Source organism: Streptomyces sp. SLBN-8D4 (assembly GCF_049739545.1).
In the GTDB taxonomy this organism is placed as follows: domain Bacteria; phylum Actinomycetota; class Actinomycetes; order Streptomycetales; family Streptomycetaceae; genus Streptomyces; species Streptomyces canus_C.
Window position 1 is genome coordinate 5,722,495 of the sequence record NZ_JBMGQC010000001.1, and the last position, 19,076, is coordinate 5,741,570.

A 19,076-nucleotide genomic window follows, 5' to 3' on the forward strand; every position below is an offset into this window, starting at 1 on the left:
AAATGGCCTTTTCCCTATGCAACCTCATCGAGTCGTCCCTCTCTCATGTATGTCACCCATGTGCCTCTTGGCGTGACAGATAACAGAGAGGGACAGAGAGAGGACACGGCTGTCACTCACGTCTCTCGCAGAGAAGAAGGGCATGCAGATAACCCGCGACGACATACTCCAACGCGACCTGGAGAACGTGAAGTTCACCGGCGGGCACTGCAAGGTGTCCTACGGCGTGCTCGAGTCGGACCCGTACTCGGGCAAGGAGGTGACCTACCGGCGGGGGCGCAGCCAGGTCGACATCGACCACGTGGTCGCGCTCTCCGACGCCTGGCAGAAGGGCGCCAAGTACTGGGACGCCGGCAAGCGGATAGCTCTCGCCAACGACCCCCTCAACCTCCTGGCCGTCGACGCGAGCACCAACCGTTCCAAGGGGGACGGCGACACGGCGACCTGGCTGCCGCCCAACAAGGCGTACCGGTGCACGTATGTGGCCGCCCAGGTCGCGGTGAAGAAGAAGTACGCCCTGTGGGTCACGGCCGCCGAGAAGTCCGCGATGGAGAAGGTCCTCTCCGGCTGTCCCGGCCAGAAGCTCCCGGTGGGCGGCAATCCGACGGCCGCACCGCCGCGCTTCCACGCGGACTGAGGCTCCGCGCCCACGTCTCCTCGGAGCAGCTGCGGGCGGGGAAAAGCGCTTTTCCGCCGGGCCGCCCCGCGCCTACGGTGATCGCATGGAGCTGACGGTGTCGAGTCTCGCCGAGCGTCCCGAGATGCGGGAGCGCGTCCTCGGCATGGCCGACAGCTGGCCCGAGTTCGTGACCGAGGACCCGGTGGGCAGCGCCCACTACGGACGGATCTCCGGTGAACTCCCCGAGCACGTCCTGTTCGCCGAGGACGAGCGGGGCGAGGTCGTCGCGCACGCCCACGGCGTCCCCTTCGCCCTCCACACCGAGGACCGCGGTGAACTGCCCGCCCGGGGCTGGGACGAGGTGCTGGGGTGGGCCTTCAGCGACCTGCGGCGTGGCGTACGGCCCGACACGGTCAGCGCGATCTCCGTCGTCGTCGATCCGCGCCTCCAGGGCCACGGCCTGTCCGCCCGGATGCTCTCGGCGATGCGTGACAACGCCCGCGCCCGCGGCTTCAGCGAAGTCGTCGCCCCGGTCCGCCCCAGCGCCAAGCACCTGGAACCGCACACCCCCATCGAGGAGTACGCCCGTCGCGTACGCCCCGACGGCCTGCCGTACGACCCCTGGCTGCGCGTGCACGTCCGCGCCGGTGCCGAGGTGCACTCCGTGGCGCCGGCCTCCATGACGGTGTCCGGCTCGCTGGAGCAGTGGCGCCGCTGGACCGGACTGCCCTTCGACACCCGGGGCGACGTCGAGGTGCCCGGGGCGCTGGTGCCGGTGCGCTGCGAGCCGGAGCGCGGCTACGCGGTGTACGTCGAGCCCAACGTGTGGATGCGGCACGCCCTTTGAGGGTGGTGCGCCGGGCTCGTGCGTGCCGCGTGTGGCGCGTCCGTCCCGTCCGTTCCGGAGGGCTCAGCCGCCCAGGGCGTCGAGGTCCAGGATCTCGCCGGTCGGCTTCTGCGTCGGGACCGGCTCGTCGAAGTCGCTGAAGGTGACGGACCCCTGGTCCGCTCCGGCCGTGCTGTCGATCCGCAGCAGGTACGGCTTGCCCTCGGTGGCGACGTACAGCGTGTAGCGCTCCTTGCCGTCCTTCTCGTGCAAGGTGATCGCCGAAGCCCCGTCGACGGTGGCCGCCTTGCCGCGGCTCGCGTCCGAGTTGGTGTCCTCGGCGCCGTCGAGCACCGCGCCCAGGTCGCAGAATCCCTCGAACTCCTTGGCGTCCGCACCCGTCGCCTTCGACTTGGTCCACTTGCCGGCCAGCATGGCCACGGCCGCGTCGGTGTCCGCCTTCGACTCGCCCTCGCTCTGCTCGCGCAGGAACGCCTCGTCGAACTTCATGTACACGAGGTCACCGGTCTTGATCAGGTCGGCCTTGCCCTTGCCGCCCATGCCGATGGTGCCGGCGCACTCGCCCTTCTTGTTCAGGAGGACGTCGAGCCTGATGGTGGCGCCGCTCTCGTCGTCGGGGATGTCGCCCTTCATCCGCAGCGAGGCGGCGCCGGTCGTGGCCTTGGTGGCCCGGTCGGCTATCTCTCCGCCGGTCAGCCCGGCGAAGGGCTCCTTCTTCGCGGCCGGCGTGCCCGACCCGGCGGACGCACTGGACGCGTTCGTCCCGCTGTCGGCCTTGTCCTGGCCCGGCTGGCATCCGGTGAGTCCTGCGGTGGCCGCGGCGGCGATGCAGAGGGCGGCGAGTGCGGTACGGCGCATGGTGAGTCCTTGGTGGGGATGCGGTGAGGTGAGATGGGTGCGGGGTGCGGGCTGTGTGCTGTGTGCGACCACCGCCACTCGGGGATCGCTCGTTCGCTGGGTCAATAAGAACAGAGGCTGTGAACCGAGTCAACACTGTTCACGGCGCTCATCGTGTACACGGCCGTGAATGGGTAGATCTTGCGTGCGTCGGTATGCTCGGCGTCACATGCGGGGCTCAGGACTGGTGCGGTACGACGAGGGGAGCCGGACGGGTGCAGGACAACGCGACTGAGGTGACCGCCGCCGGTATCGCGCGGATGGCCGGCGTGGGCCGCGCGGCCGTCAGCAACTGGCGCCGTCGGCACGCCGACTTCCCGAGGCCCGTCGGCGGCAGCGAGACCAGCCCGTCCTTCGCGCTCGCCGAAGTCGAGTCCTGGCTGCGCACGCAGGGGAAACTCGCCGAGGTCCCACTGCGGGAACGCGTCTGGCAGCAGCTCTCCGGCCACCCCGACGGCCCGGTCACCGCCCTCATCCACGCGGGCTGCGTGCTGCTGCTGATCCATGACCGCCCGCCGGTTTGGCTGGAGCTGAGCGCAGGTTCCGACGAACGCCTCGCGGAGATGCTGCCGGGGGCGCTGCGGGAGGTGTTCACACCGCGATTCGGGCCGGAGTCGGCCACGAGCACTCCGCAGACTGTGAACACCCCGGGCGCGGCCCCGGCATCCGCGGCCGACGCGCCGTCTGCTGTGAACGCCGTTCACCACCCACCCGCGGCGAGTGTGCACTCCGCCGTTCACACCCCCACCGGTCCGGAACTCCTCCCCTCGGCCCCCCTCCTGCGCGGTGTCGCCGAGCTGGCCGCCGAGCTGGGCGCCCGCCAGACCTTCGAGTTCCTGCTCGGCCGGCACCTGGACGCCAACCCGCGCCAGTACACGCTCACGCCCGCCGACCTGGCCGGCCTCATGGCCGACCTCGCCGGCCCCGCCCGCACCGTCCTCGACCCGGCCTGCGGCACCGGCGCCCTCCTGCGGGCCGCCGCCACCCGCCCCGACCAGAAGCTCTACGCGCAGGACAGCGCCCCCGAACTCGCCGCGCTCACCACGCTCAGACTCGCCCTGCACACCTGGTCCACCGTGCGCGGCGCCACCGGCGACACCCTGCGCGCCGACGCCCACCCGCAGCTGCGCGCCGACGCCGTCCTGTGCCACCCGCCGTTCAACGAGCGCAACTGGGGCCACGACGAACTCGCCTACGACCCCCGCTGGGAGTACGGCTTCCCGGCCCGCACCGAGTCCGAGCTCGCCTGGGTCCAGCACGCCCTCGCCCGCCTCAAGGACGGCGGCGCCGGTGTGCTGCTCATGCCGCCCGCGGCAGCCTCCCGCCGCTCCGGCCGCCGTACCCGCGCCGACCTGCTGCGCCGCGGTGCCCTGCGCGCCGTGATCGCCCTGCCGGTCGGGGCGGCACCGCCGTACAACATCCCGCTGCACCTGTGGGTGCTGCGCCGCCCGGAAAGGGCGCCCGCGCAGCCGGAGGTGCTCGTCGTCGACGTGGGGCAGTTCGCCGGTGAGGGGCGCGGCGGACCGGACTGGCGGGCCGTGGGCGAGGCCGTCCTCGACGCCTGGCAGGCCTTCCAACGCCCCGGCCGCTTCACCGAACGGCCCGGCCTGGCCCGCGCGCTGCCCGTCATCGAACTCCTCGACGACGACGTGGACCTCGCCCCCGCCCCGCCACCTGCCGCCCCCCACGGCGGCCGACGGCGCCGAACAGCTCACGGCCGTGCGCGAGTTGCTGGGGGAGACCCTGCGCCTGACCGCCGACCTCACCCCGCGGCGTGCCGACGCCGCGCACCCCGTGCGGTGGCCGCTCACCACCATCGGCGAACTCGCGCGCGGAAGCGCCCTGATGCTGCGCACCGGGGGAAACGGCGGCCACACACGCGTGCCCGTGCTCACCGACCACGACGTCCTGTCCGGGACCGACCCCTCCGGGACACTTCCCGAGAGCGACGAGGAGGCCGTGCTGACCGAACCGGGCGACGTCGTCGTACCGGTGCTCGGCGGGGGCTCGGTGGCGCGCATCATCGACACGGCGACCGCGGGAGCCGCCCTGGGACGCAACCTCGTGCTGCTGCGCCCCGATCCGGCGGCGCTCGACCCCTGGTTCCTCGCCGGCTTCCTGCGCGGCACCGCCAACAACCGCCAGGCCAGCAGCTACGCCTCCACCGCGACCCGCCTGGACGTGCGCAGGCTCCAGTTGCCCCGGCTCCCGCTCGACGAACAACGGCGCTACGGCGAACGCTTCCGCACCCTCGACGAGTTCGAGCGGGCGCTCCGGCACGCGGGCCGGCTCGGAGAGCAACTAGTGCGCGGGATGTACGACGGCCTCACCGACGGAACGGTCCTGCCCGACTGATCAGGTCGACAACGGTTCGGTACAACCCGTGACCAGTTGTCGGTATCGGCCTATACGCTCGAACCCCACATCGAATCCCGGTTCAGGAGCGTTCATGTACGGCCACGGCGCGGCGCCGCCCGCCCGCGACTCGGGCACGGTCATCACCCTGCGCGTGGTGCTCGCCGCCGTCGGTTTCCTTTCGTGCGGCCTGCTCGCCTGCGCACCCCTGTTCCGGGTCGCGTTCCTGCGCGGACGGACCGTCGACTGGGTGCTGGCCTGGGCCAGCCTGCCGCTGTCCATCGCGTGCTTCGCGGTGGTCGGCGCCCTGCCGGAGAGCGATCACCGGACCGACGTCGCCATGTCGCTGGTCCTGCTCTTCGGCCTCTTCAGCAGCGTGTACTTCCTGGTGATGGACATCCGGGTGCACCAGCAGCGGCGGTTCGCCGGCTTCCCGCCGCCCCAGGGCCCGACCGCCCACACCGGCTACGGCTACCCGCAGCCGGCGCCGCAGCCGCCGTACACGCCCACGCTCCAGCCGCAGCCGCAGCCGCAACCGTCGGCTCCTCCGGTCCCCGCCCCCGGTGTCCTGCCGCCCCCGCCGCCGCAGCGCCCCGCGCCCGCCCGCATCGACCAGGTGCGCGCCGAACTCGACGAGCTCAGCGACTATCTGCGCAAGCACGACGGCGGCACCACCGAGAGCGGCAGGTGACCGTGGCGACAGGACGTGTCGTCGGCGGCCGCTATGAACTGTCCACGCTCATCGGACAGGGCGGCATGGGCCAGGTGTGGACGGCCTACGACCGGCGCCTCGACCGGCGCGTGGCGGTGAAGCTGCTGCGCCCCGACAAGGTGGCCGGGCAGGAGGCCGACGAACTGCGCCGCCGGTTCGTGCGCGAGTGCCGGGTGACCGCACAGGTCGACCACCCCGGGCTCGTCACCGTGCACGACGCCGGCAGTGAGGGCGAGGAGCTGTTCCTCGTCATGCAGTACGTCGACGGCGCCGACCTCTCCGACCACCTCGCCGAACACGACCCGTACCCCTGGCAGTGGGCGGTCGCGGTCACCGCGCAACTGTGCGCCGTCCTGAGCGCCGTGCACGCCGTGCCGATCGTCCACCGCGACCTCAAGCCGCGCAACGTGATGGTGAAACAGGACGGCACCGTCACCGTCCTCGACCTCGGTGTCGCCTCCGTCATGGACACCGACACCACCCGCCTCACCCACACCGGCTCACCGATCGGCTCGCCCGCCTACATGGCGCCCGAGCAGGCCATGGGCGGCGCCGTCGGCCCCTACACCGACCTGTACGCACTCGGCGTACTGCTGCACGAACTCCTCAGCGGAGACGTGCCGTTCGCCGGCTCCACGGCGCTCGGCGTACTGCACCGGCACCTGTACGAGCCCCCGCTGCCCGTGCGCCGCACCCGCCCCGAAGTCCCGGAGGCCCTCGAAGCGCTCGTCCTGCGGCTGCTCGCCAAGGACCCGCAGCACCGCCCGGCCTCCGCACAGGACGTCTACGAGGACCTGGCGCTGCTCCTGCCCGCGCGCGGGATGCCCACCGGAGCGCCCCTCGACCCCACCCGCCCCTTCCTGCGCCCGCACGCCCCCTGGCCGGACCGCGCGCGCACGCCCGCGCCCCAGCCCGCCCCGGTCACACCGGCCCCCGAGAAGACCGAGAAGCCGGACGTCGCGCGCGCCGTCGACGAGGTCAAACGGCTCCTCGGCGAGGGCCGCATCACCCAGGCCGTCGACATCCTCGGCGGCATCCTGCCCGCGGCCGCCGAACAGCACGGCGCGAACTCCCCGGTCGTCCGCACCCTGCGCAAGCAGTACGCCGCCACCCTCATGGACGACGGCCAGTACCGGCGCGCCCTGCCCGAACTGCGCCGCCTCGCCGACGAACGCGCGACCGAGGCCGGCCACGCCGACCCGCAGTCCCTGCGCTTCCGCTACGACGCCGCCCAGTGCCTCGAACAACTCGGCGAACCCGCGGCGGCACTGGCCGAGTACCGCGCCCTGCTGCCGTACTACGAGAACCAGTACGTGGCCGGCGACCCCCAACTCGCCCACGACGTCCGCCGCCGCATCGGCCACCTCCAGCTCGCCCTCGGCGACCGCGCCGCAGCCCACGACACCCTCGCGCGACTGCTGCACGACGTGGAGCGGCTTCACGGACCGGGACACCCGCTCGCCGTGGAGGTCCGCCGGACGCTCCAGTGGCTGGGACAGGTCCGCGGTTAGAAGGCGTCGCCGTTGGCCTTACGCTTTGCTTCAACCAAACATCATGTACAGCACAACAAGCAGCAATTCCAGGGGTGGGGTCGTCCATGTCGTCCAGGTCCGGTCACCGTCAGTCGAAGAAGCGCAGATACATCACCTGGGGCGTCGCCGGGGCCGCCGTGGTCGCCGGCGCGGGCCTCGCCGCGCAGAGCTCGATGGCCGCGACCATCTGGCCCGCCCAGAAGACGTACACCGGCCGCGCCTTCGACACCTGCGCCGCACCCTCCCTCTCCGCGATGAAGGCCTGGCACGGCGGCCTCTACGGCGCCGCCGCCGTCTACGTCGGCGGCAAGAACCGCGGCTGCTCCCAGCCCAACCTCACCGCCTCCTGGGTCAAGTCGGTCAGCGCGGCCGGCTGGAAGCTCATCCCGCTCTACGTCGGCGCCCAGCCGCCCTGCCAGAGCGGCTCCAACCCCGAGAAGCTCACCGCCTCCACCGCCGCCTCCCTGGGCGCGACGGACGGCGCGGACGCGGTCGCCAAGGCCTCCGCGCTCGGCATGAAGATCGGCAGCCCGATCTACCTGGACATGGAGGCGTACGACATCACGAACAAGGCGTGCAACGACGCCGTGCTCACCTATGTGCGCGCCTTCGACAAGACCCTGCGCGCCAAGACGTACCGCGCCGGCTTCTACGGCTTCACCAGCTCCAGCGCCAAGGCGATCGCCAACGCCACCGACAGGACCGACCTGCCGGGCAACCTCTGGTACGCGCTGTGGGACAAGCAGAACACCACGACGACGGACTGGCCGTTCGGCAAGACCCAGTACACCGACCACAGCCGCGGCCACCAGTACCTCGTCAACAGCAAGGAGACGCGGAACGGCTACACGATCACCGTGGACCGGGACGCGTGGGACGGCCCGGTGGCCATCACCGGCTGAGCCCATCGCACGCGCGTGCGTGCGGTGAGGGCGCGGCGGTGCCCGAAGTCCTGGTGAATCGTTGGTCGAATGGGTTGGCCAGAGCCGGTCCCCTGCCTACCATCGATCACCGCAAGACCTTGTGCACCGTCGCACAATCTCCTCGGGAGGCCTCCTTGCACCGCCGTCGTCGCACCGCGCTCGTCCTCTCCGCCGCCCTCGCGGCCGCGGCCCCCCTGCTCACCGCCTGCGGGAGCGACGCGCATCCCGGCGCGGCGGCCGTGGTCGGCGGGCAGCGGATCACCGTCTCCCAGCTGGAGAACCGGGTGACCGAGGTGCGTGACGCGCAGCGGGCCGCCGTCACGGACGAGACGCAGTACAAGCAGGCCATCGCCAAGACCGGCACCCTCACCCGGGACGTCCTGCACGGCATGGTCCTCGACCGGGTACTGCACCGGGCGGCCGCCGACGCGGGCGTCTCCGTGACCCGCAAGGAGGTCCAGGAACTGCGGTCCGGCCTGGAGGAGCAGGCGGGCGGCACCAAGGGCCTGGAGACGACCTGGCTCCAGCAGTACGGCATCGCCCCCGAACGCCTCGACGAGAACCTCCGCCTCCAGCTGGAGGCCCAGAAACTCGCCGGAAAGCTCGGCACCGACACCAGCAACCCGGCCTTCTGGAACGCCCTGAGCAAGGCGTCCAAGCAACTCGACGTCGACCTCAACCCGCGCTACGGCACCTGGGACGTCACGAAGAGCACCCGCGTCGACGCGAAGACGCCGTGGGTACGGGAGGTCAGCGCGGCCGGGAGCGAGAAGAGCGCTTAGCGGGACGGGGACAGGGACAGGAAGAGGGACAGGGAGCAGGGGGGGGCGGGGACGGCCCATCGGGCGGTCCGCCTGACAGGCGGATGATCGTACGATCGCCCTGCCGCCCCTGGCCTGTGGACAATCTGATCGCCCCGTCGGCGCCGTGCGTTAGCTTCGAACTGTGAACGCACCCGGCTTCGAGCCCGCCCCCGACCAGGACCCCGACACGGCGTCCGCCCCCGGCCGCATCGTCCTGCTCACCACCAGCCACCGCGTCGCCCCCGGCCTGCTGTCCTGGCCCGCCTGGCAGGCACTGCACGCCGCCGACCGTGTGCTGTGCGCCGACGGCGCCCACCCCCAGCTGCCGTATCTGCGGGAGGCGGGGATACCGGTCGACGAGACGTCCCCGACCGCGGAGGAACTGGTCGCGGCATGCGCGGGCGGACACACCGTGGTCGTCGTGGCCACCGGCGAGGGCGAGCCGGCCCTCACCGACGGCCTGGCCCGCCTCGCCGGATCCGGCCGCCTCCAGATGCCCGAGCTGGAGCTCCTCCCCGCCTCCTACGACCTGCCCGGCGCCCGGCTCCTCGACCTCGTCCAGGTCATGGACCGCATCCGCACCGAGTGCCCGTGGTCCTCCCAGCAGACCCACAAGGGCCTCGCGAAGTACGGCATCGAGGAGGCGTACGAACTCGTCGAGGCCATCGAGGAGGGCGACCGCGACGAACTGCGCGAGGAACTCGGGGACGTCCTGCTCCAGGTCGTCTTCCACGCCCGGATCGCCGAGGAGGACCCGGACGCCCCCTTCTCCGTCGACGACGTCGCCGGCGGCATCGTCGCCAAGCTCATCCACCGCCACCCGCACGTCTTCGGCGACGAGAGAGCCGACACCCCCGAAGAGGTCAAGGCCCACTGGCTGCGCACCAAGGCGATAGAGAAGCAGCGCACCTCGGTGACCGAAGGCATCCCCCTCGGCCAGCCCGGCCTCGCCCTCGCGGCCAAGCTGGCGTCACGGGTGCGGACGGCGGGCCTGGACGTCCCCCTCCCGAGGACGGAGGGCATCGGGTACGAACTCCTCACCCTGGCCACCCGCGCCGAGGCGGAGGGCGTCGACCCGGAGGCCGCGCTGAGGGCGGCGGCACGGGCGTATCGGGATGCGATCCGGGAGGTGGAGGGCTGAGGAGGGGGGAGAGGGCTGATGTAGCGCCGGTTGGGTGGGGGAGGGGCTTGGCAGGTGGGAGGAGGGAGGGCCCTCGGCACGTGAAGGAACGGCACCGACCAGCCCCCCACCCCGCCAGATAACGTCAAGGAGTGACCGACCACACCTCCGCAACCCCCACCCCCACGCCGCCCCCCACCCCCGAGCTCTTCTCATGGGAGTTCGCCACCAACCCCTACCCCGCCTACGCCTGGCTCCGCGAGCACGCCCCCGTGCACAGGACCCGGTTGCCCAGTGGAGTGGAGGCCTGGCTGGTCACCCGCTACGCCGATGCCAAGCAGGCCCTCGCCGACCAGCGGCTCAGCAAGAATCCCGCGCATCACGACGAGCCCGCGCACGCCAAGGGCAAGACCGGTATCCCCGGGGAGCGCAAGGCGGAGCTGATGACGCATCTGCTGAACATCGATCCGCCGGACCACACCAGGCTCCGACGGCTCGTCAGCAAGGCGTTCACGCCCAGGAGAGTCACGGAATTCGCGCCCCGGGTGCAGGAGCTGACCGACCGTCTGATTGACGGGTTCGCGGCCACCGGCACCGCCGACCTCATCCACGACTTCGCCTTCCCGCTCCCCATCTACGCGATCTGCGACCTGCTGGGCGTCCCCCGTGAGGACCAGGACGACTTCCGGGACTGGGCGGGCATGATGATCCGGCACGGCGGAGGCCCGCGGGGCGGGGTCGCGCGGTCCGTGAAGAAGATGCGCGGCTATCTGGCCGAACTCATCCACCGCAAGCGGGAGGCGTTGCCCGAGGAGCCCGCCCCCGGAGAGGACCTGATCTCCGCCCTCATCCGCGCCTCCGACCACGGTGAGCACCTCACCGAGAACGAGGCCGCGGCCATGGCCTTCATCCTCCTGTTCGCAGGTTTCGAGACCACAGTCAACTTGATCGGCAACGGCACGTACGCCCTCCTCACCCACCCCGAGCAGCGGAACCGGCTGCAGGAGTCCCTGGCCGGACCGGACAGGGGCCTGCTGGAGACGGGGGTGGAGGAACTTCTGCGCTACGACGGCCCGGTCGAACTGGCCACCTGGCGGTTCGCCACCGAACCCCTGTGGATCGGCGGGCAGGCCATCGCCGCCGGGGACCCGGTGCTCGTCGTGCTGGCCGCCGCGGACCGGGATCCGGAGCGGTTCGCCGACCCCGATGTGCTCGATCTGTCCCGCCGTGACAATCAGCACCTCGGTTACGGTCACGGCATCCACTACTGCCTCGGTGCCCCGCTCGCCCGCCTGGAGGGCCAGACCGCGCTCGCTACCCTCCTCACCCGTCTCCCGGACCTCCAACTCGCGGTGGATTCAGCTGATTTGCGCTGGCGTGGCGGACTCATCATGCGTGGACTGCGTACTTTGCCCGTGGATTTCACGCCCGTCCGGTAATCGACCGAGGGGTCAGGCGTATCCCCGTGCGGGGCCGCGTAAACATGACGCGCCCTCAAGTCTGTGATCTTCACGTGATCTACGCGGCATTAACTTGTGACAAGTGATCGAATCCCTATACGTTCACGGACCAGCGCGGTGTCCCGCACCACCCACCACGCCAGTACTTGCTGTCTCGGGAAAGGTCCCCCCATGCTCTCCGGGAACGGTCGTCACCGTCGCCCCCGTCAGGCTCCGGCTCTCCTCGTGGCGGCCGGTGTGACGGGATCCGCCATCGCGATCCCACTGCTCGGAGCGACCGGAGCGAGCGCCGCCACCGGCACCACCTGGGACCATGTCGCGGAGTGCGAGAGCGGCGGTTCCTGGAGCGCGAACGACGGCAACGGCTACTACGGCGGCCTCCAGATGTCCCAGGAGAACTGGGAGAAGTACGGCGGCCTCGAATACGCCAAGACCGCGGACCTGGCCAGCCGCAACCAGCAGATAGCCGTGGCGGAGAAGCTCCTCGCGGACCAGGGCATCGCCGCGTGGCCGACCTGCGGTCTGCTCAGCGGCCTCAGCAAGGATTCGAGCTCGGCCGACGTCGACACGGGTGTGGGGAGCGGTACGCCCTCGGCCTCGGCGTCCGGATCATCCGACTCGTCTGGTTCGTCTGATTCATCCGGTTCCTCCAACTCGTCGGGCTCTGAGGAGTCTTCCGGTCTGCTCGGCGCGCTGGACGGTTCGTCCGCGACGCCGTCGGCCTCTCCCTCCAGTGGCGACAGCTCCGCCAAGCCGGACAAAAAGGATTCTTCAGGCTCGGACGACTCGGCCGGGAAGCAGGCGCAGCCTTCCGACAGCTCGCCCGTGGTCGGCACAGAAGGGGATGAAGCAGACAAGTCGTGGCAGGAGGGCAGCTCTTCGGCCCTCGTGGACGTCGGAGCCCTCGGCTCCGGCAAGCACCGCGGTGACAGCGCGGAGGAGAGTGCGACGAAGAGCACGGCCTCTGCCCCGGCCGGCCGGCATGCCGCCGCCACCTATGTCGTCCAGGAGGGCGACTCCCTCGCCTCCATCGCCGACTCCCTTGGTCTCGACGGCGGATGGCGCGCCCTCTATGCCGAGAACAAGGACCGCATCGGGGCCGACCCGAGCAACATCGTCGCCGGTCAGACGCTCGACACAGGGGCTGAATAGGGCTGAAAAGCCCAGAAAAACAGCGGCAGTTCGCGTCACACTTCGCACCGAATGTCCACTTTGGTGAAAGTGTGGGATGAGTCTCAGAAGCCCTGATCGTCTTTGAAATTCCCGCCGAGCGCGTGTCTACGGTCGTGACCGCTCGGCAACCCGAGCCCCGTCTGTCGCAACGCCGAATCCTGCCAGCGGCCGTACGGGAACAGTCGTCGCGTCAAGCGCCGTAGGCAGGAGCGGGGGACCCAAGGTAAGCGCCGGGTCCGGAAGTTGAGGCCTCACGGGGTCTCACGGCCGAAAGGCCGCCGGAACCGGCTTGGGGTGAAGCCGCGCACCGCAGGGTGTGCGACCGGGCAACTCAACCGGCCCGAACCCGACAGCTCACCTCGCAGGCGTCGGTGAGGGGATCCACCATGCTGTTTTCCGGCAAGGGCAAGCACCGTCGTCCTTCCAAGGCCACCCGCGCCGCCGCTCTGGCCGGCGTCACCGGTGTCGCCATCGCCGCCCCGCTGATGGCGGCCGGCAACGCCTCTGCCGCCACCGCCTCCGAGTGGGACACCGTCGCCCAGTGCGAGTCCGGCGGCAACTGGTCCATCAACACCGGCAACGGCTACTACGGCGGCCTGCAGTTCTCGGCCTCCACCTGGGCCGCGTACGGCGGCACGCAGTACGCCGCGCAGGCCAACCAGGCCAGCAAGTCCCAGCAGATCGCCGTCGCCGAGAAGGTCCTCGCCTCCCAGGGCAAGGGTGCCTGGCCGGTCTGCGGCACGGGCCTGTCCAGCGCCGGCTACAACGGCGGCAGCAGCTCGTCCTCCTCCAGCTCGAACTCCAGCTCCTCGAACTCGGGCACCAGCACCCGCTCGACCGACGAGCAGAGCGCCTCGCGTTCGACCGACCGCCCGGCGGCCAAGAAGACCGTCACCACCCCGACCGGCAAGAAGGTCAAGAAGGGCGATGGCGAGTACAAGGTCGTCAAGGGTGACACCCTCAGCTCGATCGCCGAGAAGCACAAGGTCAAGGGCGGCTACCAGAAGCTGTTCAAGCTGAACAAGGACATCATCGAGGACGCGAACCTCATCTACCCGGGTCAGCAGCTGCACCTCAAGTAAGACCCAGCTGAACCACGGTGCCCTCGCAGCCGTGTCCTTCGGGATGAAGGCCTCGTGAGGGTCACCCCCCGTCCCCACGGGCTCCCCGCTCCGGTGCGTGTTCCCCCGTACGCACCGGAGCGGGGTTTTTCTTGCCCCGGTGCCGGGACGTCTTTGTTCAGTTCAGAAACAATTTACTCTCGGTTCTGTCCAGGGGGCGGTCCACACGGTGGCCGATCCTCCGGAGCCGGTTAGGCTCGGTCTCGCAGAACCCACCGCGGTCCCGGCGGACCGTGTCACATCCCAAGAAGGAGATGCTCGTGCCGTCCATCGACGTCGTCGTAGCCCGGGAAATCCTGGACTCCCGAGGCAACCCCACGGTCGAGGTCGAGGTCGGCCTCGACGACGGCAGCACCGGTCGTGCCGCCGTCCCGTCCGGCGCCTCCACGGGCGCCTTCGAGGCCATCGAGCTGCGCGACGGTGACCCGAACCGCTACCAGGGCAAGGGTGTCGAGAAGGCCGTCCTCGCCGTCATCGAGCAGATCGGCCCGGAGCTCGTCGGCTACGACGCCACCGAGCAGCGTCTGATCGACCAGGCGATGTTCGACCTGGACGCCACCGACAACAAGGGCTCGCTCGGCGCCAACGCCATCCTCGGCGTCTCCCTCGCCGTCGCCCACGCCGCCTCCGAGGCCAGCGACCTCCCGCTCTTCCGCTACCTGGGCGGCCCGAACGCGCACCTGCTGCCGGTGCCGATGATGAACATCCTGAACGGCGGCTCGCACGCCGACTCCAACGTGGACATCCAGGAGTTCATGATCGCCCCGATCGGCGCGGAGTCCTTCTCCGAGGCGCTGCGCTGGGGCACCGAGGTCTACCACACCCTCAAGAAGGTCCTGAAGAGCAAGGGCCTGTCCACCGGTCTCGGCGACGAGGGCGGCTTCGCGCCGAACCTGGAGTCGAACCGCGCCGCCCTGGACCTGATTCTCGAGGCGATCAAGGAAGCCGGTTACATCCCCGGCGAGCAGGTCGCCCTGGCGCTCGACGTCGCCGCCTCCGAGTTCTACAAGGACGGCAAGTACCAGTTCGAGGGCAAGGACCGCTCCGCCGCCGAGATGACGGAGTACTACGAGGAGCTCGTGGCGGCCTACCCGCTCGTCTCCATCGAGGACCCGCTGTTCGAGGACGACTGGGCCGGCTGGAAGGTCCTCACCGACAAGCTGGGCGACAAGGTCCAGATCGTCGGCGACGACCTGTTCGTCACCAACCCGGAGCGTCTGGCCCGCGGCATCGAGGACGGTGCCGCCAACGCGCTGCTCGTCAAGGTGAACCAGATCGGCTCGCTGACCGAGACCCTCGACGCGGTGGAGCTCGCCCAGCGCAGCGGTTTCAAGTGCATGATGTCCCACCGCTCCGGCGAGACCGAGGACGTCACCATCGCCGACCTGGCCGTCGCCACCAACTGCGGTCAGATCAAGACCGGCGCCCCGGCCCGCTCCGAGCGTGTCGCCAAGTACAACCAGCTGCTGCGCATCGAGGAGATCCTCGACGACGCCGCGGTGTACGCCGGCCGCAGCGCGTTCCCGCGCTTCAAGGGCTGAGCGGCGTCAAGGGCTGCCCCCGGCAGGGCTAAGCCTTAGCCAGTCGTACGTACGTCCCCGTACCGGTCCCGTACCGTGTGCGGGGACGTACGCACGTAGAAGGGGAGGCGGCGAGCCGATGGCCGTGAAGGACCGGGACCGTTTCTCCACCACGACCAGGATCAGGCTGCTCGGTGAGCAGACCGCGGCCCGTGTCTACCGCTCCCAGACCAAACGGCAGGCCCGCCGCTCCCGGCTGACCGGCCGGGCCGCGCTGCTCGCCCTCGTGCTGTGCACGCTGGTGGTGGCGCTGGCGTACCCGATAAGGCAGTACGTCTCCCAGCGCGCCGAGATCGCCGATGTCCAGCGGGAGAAGGCGCGGGCCGCCCAGCGGGTCGAGAAGCTGCGTGACCTCAAGGCGCGCTGGCAGGACGACGCCTACGCGGAGCAGCAGATCCGGCAGCGGCTGCACTATGTGATGCCGGGGGAGACGGGCTTCATCGTCGTCGACCCGGACGCGGCGAAGCAGTCCCGCACCGACCAGGGCGCGGCCGACCGCCCCTGGTACGCGAACGTCTGGGACGGGGTCGACAAGTCCGACGCCTCCGCCCATTGAACCGACCGACGGACCGATAGAAAGTCAGGCATGGAAACGCCTCCGCCCTCCACTCCGCGCACCGAGCCGACCGACGCGGATGTCGAGGCCTTCAAGCAGCAGCTCGGGCGGCCGCCGCGCGGGCTGCGGGCGATCGCGCACCGGTGCCCGTGCGGGCAGCCGGACGTCGTGGAAACCGCGCCCCGGCTGCCGGACGGCACGCCGTTCCCGACCACGTACTACCTGACGTGTCCGCGCGCCGCCTCGGCGATCGGCACCCTTGAGGCGAACGGCGTCATGAAGGAGATGACGGAGCGGCTGCAGACCGATCCGGAGCTCGCGAAGGCGTACCGGGCCGCGCACGAGGACTACCTCGCGCGCCGGGACGCCATCGAGGTCCTGGAGGGCTTCCCGAGCGCGGGTGGCATGCCGGACCGGGTGAAGTGCCTGCACGTCCTGGTCGGGCACTCGCTGGCCGCGGGCCCGGGCGTCAACCCGCTGGGCGACGAGGCGATCGCGATGCTGCCGGAGTGGTGGCGCAAGGGCGCCTGCGTGACCCTGCCCGAGCAGGAGGAGGACACCAAGTGACTCGTGTCGCCGCCGTCGACTGCGGTACGAACTCCATCCGCCTCCTCGTGGCGGACTGCGACCCGGAGACCGGCGAACTGGTCGACCTGGACCGGCGTATGACCATCGTGCGGCTCGGGCAGGGGGTCGACCGGACCGGGCGGCTCGCGCCCGAGGCGCTGGAGCGGACCTTCGCCGCGTGCCGGGAGTACGCGGCGATCATCAAGGAGCACGGGGCCGAGCGGCTGCGGTTCGTCGCCACCTCCGCCTCCCGGGACGCCGAGAACCGGGACGAGTTCGTGCGCGGGGTCCTGGACATCCTCGGGGTCGAGCCCGAGGTCATCACCGGGGACCAGGAGGCGGAGTTCTCCTTCACCGGGGCGACCAGGGAGCTCGCGGGCAGCGACCACCTGGCCAAGCCGTACCTCGTCGTGGACATCGGAGGCGGTTCCACGGAGTTCGTCGTGGGCGACGACCATGTGCGCGCCGCACGCTCCGTGGACGTCGGCTGTGTGCGGATGACCGAGCGGCACCTGGTCCGGGACGGGGTCGTCGGCGACCCGCCCACCGACGCGCAGATCGCCGCGATGCGGGCCGACATCGAGGCCGCTCTCGACCTCGCCGAGGAGACCGTGCCGCTGCGCGAGGCGCGCACGCTGGTGGGGCTCGCCGGGTCCGTCACCACCGTGTCGGCGATCGCGCAGGAGCTGCCGGAGTACGACTCGCAGGCCATCCACCACTCCCGGGTCTCCCACGACCGTGTCCGCGAGATCACCGAGTGGCTGCTGCGCTCCACCCACGCCGAGCGCGCGGCCGTGCCCTCCATGCATCCGGGGCGGGTGGACGTCATCGGCGCCGGGGCCATCGTCCTGCTCGCGATCATGGAGCGGATCGGCGCCGAGGAGGTGGTCGTGAGTGAGCACGACATCCTCGACGGCATCGCATGGTCCCTGGTGTAGGCCCTGCCGGGCACCTCTGCTGAGCAGGCAGAACAACGTATGAGCGCCTCCGAGGGGCCCTTCGGGGCCCCTCTTTGACGCGGCGCCGAGAAAGTTCGTGAAGTTCTTCACAAGGAATTTGGCCCTGTCGGACGACGAAGAGGGTCCGGTTGGCCCTTCCGGGGGTCCGGCACCCCTGTGAACACGTTCAAAATGGTGGGTTGTGGACCTCGGGAGGGGGGTCTGGGAGGGCGCTGCGCGGGTCCCTCACGGGCGGCCTTCCGGCACAGAGAGGCAGCTCACGCGGCATTGACAACGGGTCGCCCTACACGCTGGTTCCCGTTCCGCGCCATGATGTGGATCACGAAAGTCGCGGAGGATAACACACACCGTCCAAGAGCTTGTGAAGGGGCGCACGAGCGACCCCCCTGGGGCAGGTGGATACTCGATGCCATGAGCACCACGGAGCGTCCCAGGATCCTCGTAGTAGGCGGTGGGTACGTAGGCCTGTACGCAGCTCGGCGCATTCTCAAGAAGATGCGCTACGGCGAGGCGACCGTCACGGTCGTCGACCCCCGGTCGTACATGACCTACCAGCCCTTCCTCCCCGAAACCGCCGCCGGCAACATCTCCCCGCGCCACGTCGTCGTCCCGCTGCGACGCGTGCTGCCGAAGGCGGAGGTGCTCACCGGCCGGGTCACCACCATCGACCAGGACCGCAAGGTCGCCACGATCGCCCCGCTGGTCGGCGAGGCGTACGAGCTGCCCTTCGACTACCTGGTGATCGCGCTCGGCGCGGTCTCCCGCACCTTCCCGATCCCCGGCCTCGCCGAGCAGGGCATCGGCATGAAGGGCATCGAGGAGGCCATCGGCCTGCGCAACCACGTGCTTGAGCAGCTCGACAAGGCCGACTCCACGACCGACGAGGAGATCCGCCGCAAGGCGCTCACCTTCGTGTTCATCGGCGGTGGCTTCGCGGGCGCGGAGACCATCGGCGAGGTCGAGGACCTGGCCCGCGACGCGGCCAAGTACTACACCAACGTCTCGCGCGAGGACATGCGGTTCATCCTCGTCGACGCCGCCGACAAGATCCTTCCCGAGGTCGGCCCCAAGCTCGGCCAGTACGGCAAGGAGCACCTGGAGAGCCGGGGCGTGGAGATCTACCTCTCCACCTCGATGGACTCCTGCGTCGACGGCCACGTGGTCCTCAAGAACGGCCTGGAGGTCGACTCCAGCACCATCGTCTGGACCGCCGGCGTCAAGCCGAACCCGGTCCTGGCCCGCTACGGCCTTCCGCTGGGCCCGCGCGGTCACGTGGACACCGCCCCGACCCTCCAGGTCCAGGGCACCGACTACATCTGGGCCGCCGGCGACAACGCCCAGGTCCCGGACGTCGCCGCCCGCAAGGCCGGGGTCGAGAACGCCTGGTGCCCGCCGAACGCCCAGCACGCGCTGCGTCAGGCGCGGGTCCTCGGCGACAACGTGATCTCCGGCATGCGGGGCTTCCCGCAGAAGGAGTACAGCCACTCCAACAAGGGTGCTGTCGCGGGTCTCGGCCTGCACAAGGGCGTGGCGATGATCGTCATGGGCAAGATGAAGATCAAGCTCAAGGGCCGTCTCGCCTGGTACATGCACCGCGGCTACCACGGTCTGGCCATGCCGACCTGGAACCGCAAGGTCCGCGTCTTCGCCGACTGGACCCTCGGCATGTTCCTCAAGCGCGAGGTCGTCTCCCTCGGCGCGATGGAGCACCCGCGCGAGGAGTTCTACGAGGCCGCGCGTCCCGTGCCGGCCGCCGAGCCGAAGAAGACCGAGGCGAAGGCCTCCTGACCCGCTCCGGTCATCCGACCGGCTCCGGTCGCTGATCCACCCCGAAGGACCTCCCGCCATCCGT

At 70.5% G+C, this 19,076-nt stretch carries 15 protein-coding genes, 2 pseudogenes and 1 riboswitch; of the genes and pseudogenes, 16 read left to right on the forward strand and 1 reads right to left on the reverse strand.

Annotated features, from left to right (window positions below; genetic code table 11):
- Nucleotides 1-151: 151 nt before the first annotated feature.
- Nucleotides 152-637, forward strand: a pseudogene (locus RKD20_RS26060) (HNH endonuclease family protein); the annotation flags it as partial.
- A gap of 85 nt (nucleotides 638-722) precedes the next feature.
- Nucleotides 723-1,466, forward strand: a complete 744-nt coding sequence (locus tag RKD20_RS26065; protein WP_424879832.1) for an N-acetyltransferase family protein — start codon at nucleotides 723-725, stop codon at nucleotides 1,464-1,466.
- 63 nt (nucleotides 1,467-1,529) lie between these two features.
- Here RKD20_RS26065 and RKD20_RS26070 read toward each other — a convergent pair whose 3' ends face one another.
- Complete coding sequence (locus RKD20_RS26070) at nucleotides 1,530-2,324, reverse strand: hypothetical protein (RefSeq protein WP_424879833.1); 795 nt, start codon at nucleotides 2,322-2,324, stop codon at nucleotides 1,530-1,532.
- A 254-nt stretch (nucleotides 2,325-2,578) separates the two neighbouring features.
- Here RKD20_RS26070 and RKD20_RS26075 point away from each other — a divergent pair.
- The 14 genes and pseudogenes from RKD20_RS26075 (at nucleotide 2,579) to RKD20_RS26140 (ending at nucleotide 19,012) form a co-directional block, all read left to right on the forward strand.
- A pseudogene (locus tag RKD20_RS26075) lies at nucleotides 2,579-4,718 on the forward strand (N-6 DNA methylase).
- 94 nt (nucleotides 4,719-4,812) lie between these two features.
- Nucleotides 4,813-5,409 carry a hypothetical protein gene (locus tag RKD20_RS26080; RefSeq protein ID WP_424879834.1) on the forward strand — a complete coding sequence of 199 codons (597 nt, stop codon included), beginning with the start codon at nucleotides 4,813-4,815 and terminating at the stop codon, nucleotides 5,407-5,409.
- A gap of 38 nt (nucleotides 5,410-5,447) precedes the next feature.
- Nucleotides 5,448-6,941, forward strand: coding sequence for a protein kinase domain-containing protein (locus RKD20_RS26085; protein ID WP_424883321.1), 1,494 nt, complete (start codon nucleotides 5,448-5,450; stop codon nucleotides 6,939-6,941).
- 86 nt (nucleotides 6,942-7,027) lie between these two features.
- On the forward strand, nucleotides 7,028-7,864 hold the full coding sequence (locus tag RKD20_RS26090; RefSeq protein WP_424879835.1) for a glycoside hydrolase domain-containing protein: 837 nt from the start codon (nucleotides 7,028-7,030) through the stop codon (nucleotides 7,862-7,864).
- 155 nt (nucleotides 7,865-8,019) lie between these two features.
- Nucleotides 8,020-8,667, forward strand: a complete 648-nt coding sequence (locus RKD20_RS26095) for a SurA N-terminal domain-containing protein (RefSeq protein ID WP_020120838.1) — start codon at nucleotides 8,020-8,022, stop codon at nucleotides 8,665-8,667.
- A 163-nt stretch (nucleotides 8,668-8,830) separates the two neighbouring features.
- A complete protein-coding gene (locus RKD20_RS26100) occupies nucleotides 8,831-9,829 on the forward strand; it encodes a nucleoside triphosphate pyrophosphohydrolase (RefSeq protein WP_424879836.1) in 999 nt (332 codons plus the stop codon).
- A 131-nt stretch (nucleotides 9,830-9,960) separates the two neighbouring features.
- Nucleotides 9,961-11,247, forward strand: a complete 1,287-nt coding sequence (locus RKD20_RS26105) for a cytochrome P450 family protein (RefSeq protein WP_424879837.1) — start codon at nucleotides 9,961-9,963, stop codon at nucleotides 11,245-11,247.
- 192 nt (nucleotides 11,248-11,439) lie between these two features.
- Nucleotides 11,440-12,420 (forward strand): transglycosylase family protein, encoded by a 981-nt coding sequence (locus RKD20_RS26110; RefSeq protein ID WP_424879838.1) that lies wholly within the window; start codon nucleotides 11,440-11,442, stop codon nucleotides 12,418-12,420.
- Between the two features lie 206 nt (nucleotides 12,421-12,626).
- A riboswitch (cyclic di-AMP (ydaO/yuaA leader) is annotated at nucleotides 12,627-12,824 on the forward strand.
- Between the two features lie 3 nt (nucleotides 12,825-12,827).
- The gene (locus RKD20_RS26115) at nucleotides 12,828-13,523 is read left to right on the forward strand and encodes a transglycosylase family protein (RefSeq protein WP_424879839.1); all 696 of its coding nucleotides are present in this window, start codon (nucleotides 12,828-12,830) and stop codon (nucleotides 13,521-13,523) included.
- A 293-nt stretch (nucleotides 13,524-13,816) separates the two neighbouring features.
- A complete protein-coding gene (eno, locus tag RKD20_RS26120; protein WP_007382562.1) occupies nucleotides 13,817-15,103 on the forward strand; it encodes a phosphopyruvate hydratase in 1,287 nt (428 codons plus the stop codon).
- A gap of 118 nt (nucleotides 15,104-15,221) precedes the next feature.
- Nucleotides 15,222-15,698, forward strand: coding sequence for an FtsB family cell division protein (locus tag RKD20_RS26125; RefSeq protein ID WP_424879840.1), 477 nt, complete (start codon nucleotides 15,222-15,224; stop codon nucleotides 15,696-15,698).
- 30 nt (nucleotides 15,699-15,728) lie between these two features.
- On the forward strand, nucleotides 15,729-16,265 hold the full coding sequence (locus RKD20_RS26130; RefSeq protein WP_424879841.1) for a DUF501 domain-containing protein: 537 nt from the start codon (nucleotides 15,729-15,731) through the stop codon (nucleotides 16,263-16,265).
- Nucleotides 16,262-17,203 carry an exopolyphosphatase gene (locus tag RKD20_RS26135; RefSeq protein ID WP_424879842.1) on the forward strand — a complete coding sequence of 314 codons (942 nt, stop codon included), beginning with the start codon at nucleotides 16,262-16,264 and terminating at the stop codon, nucleotides 17,201-17,203. Before RKD20_RS26130 ends, RKD20_RS26135 begins: the two co-directional genes overlap by 4 nt.
- A 432-nt stretch (nucleotides 17,204-17,635) precedes the next feature.
- Nucleotides 17,636-19,012, forward strand: coding sequence for an NAD(P)/FAD-dependent oxidoreductase (locus tag RKD20_RS26140; protein ID WP_424879843.1), 1,377 nt, complete (start codon nucleotides 17,636-17,638; stop codon nucleotides 19,010-19,012).
- Nucleotides 19,013-19,076 lie beyond the last annotated feature (64 nt).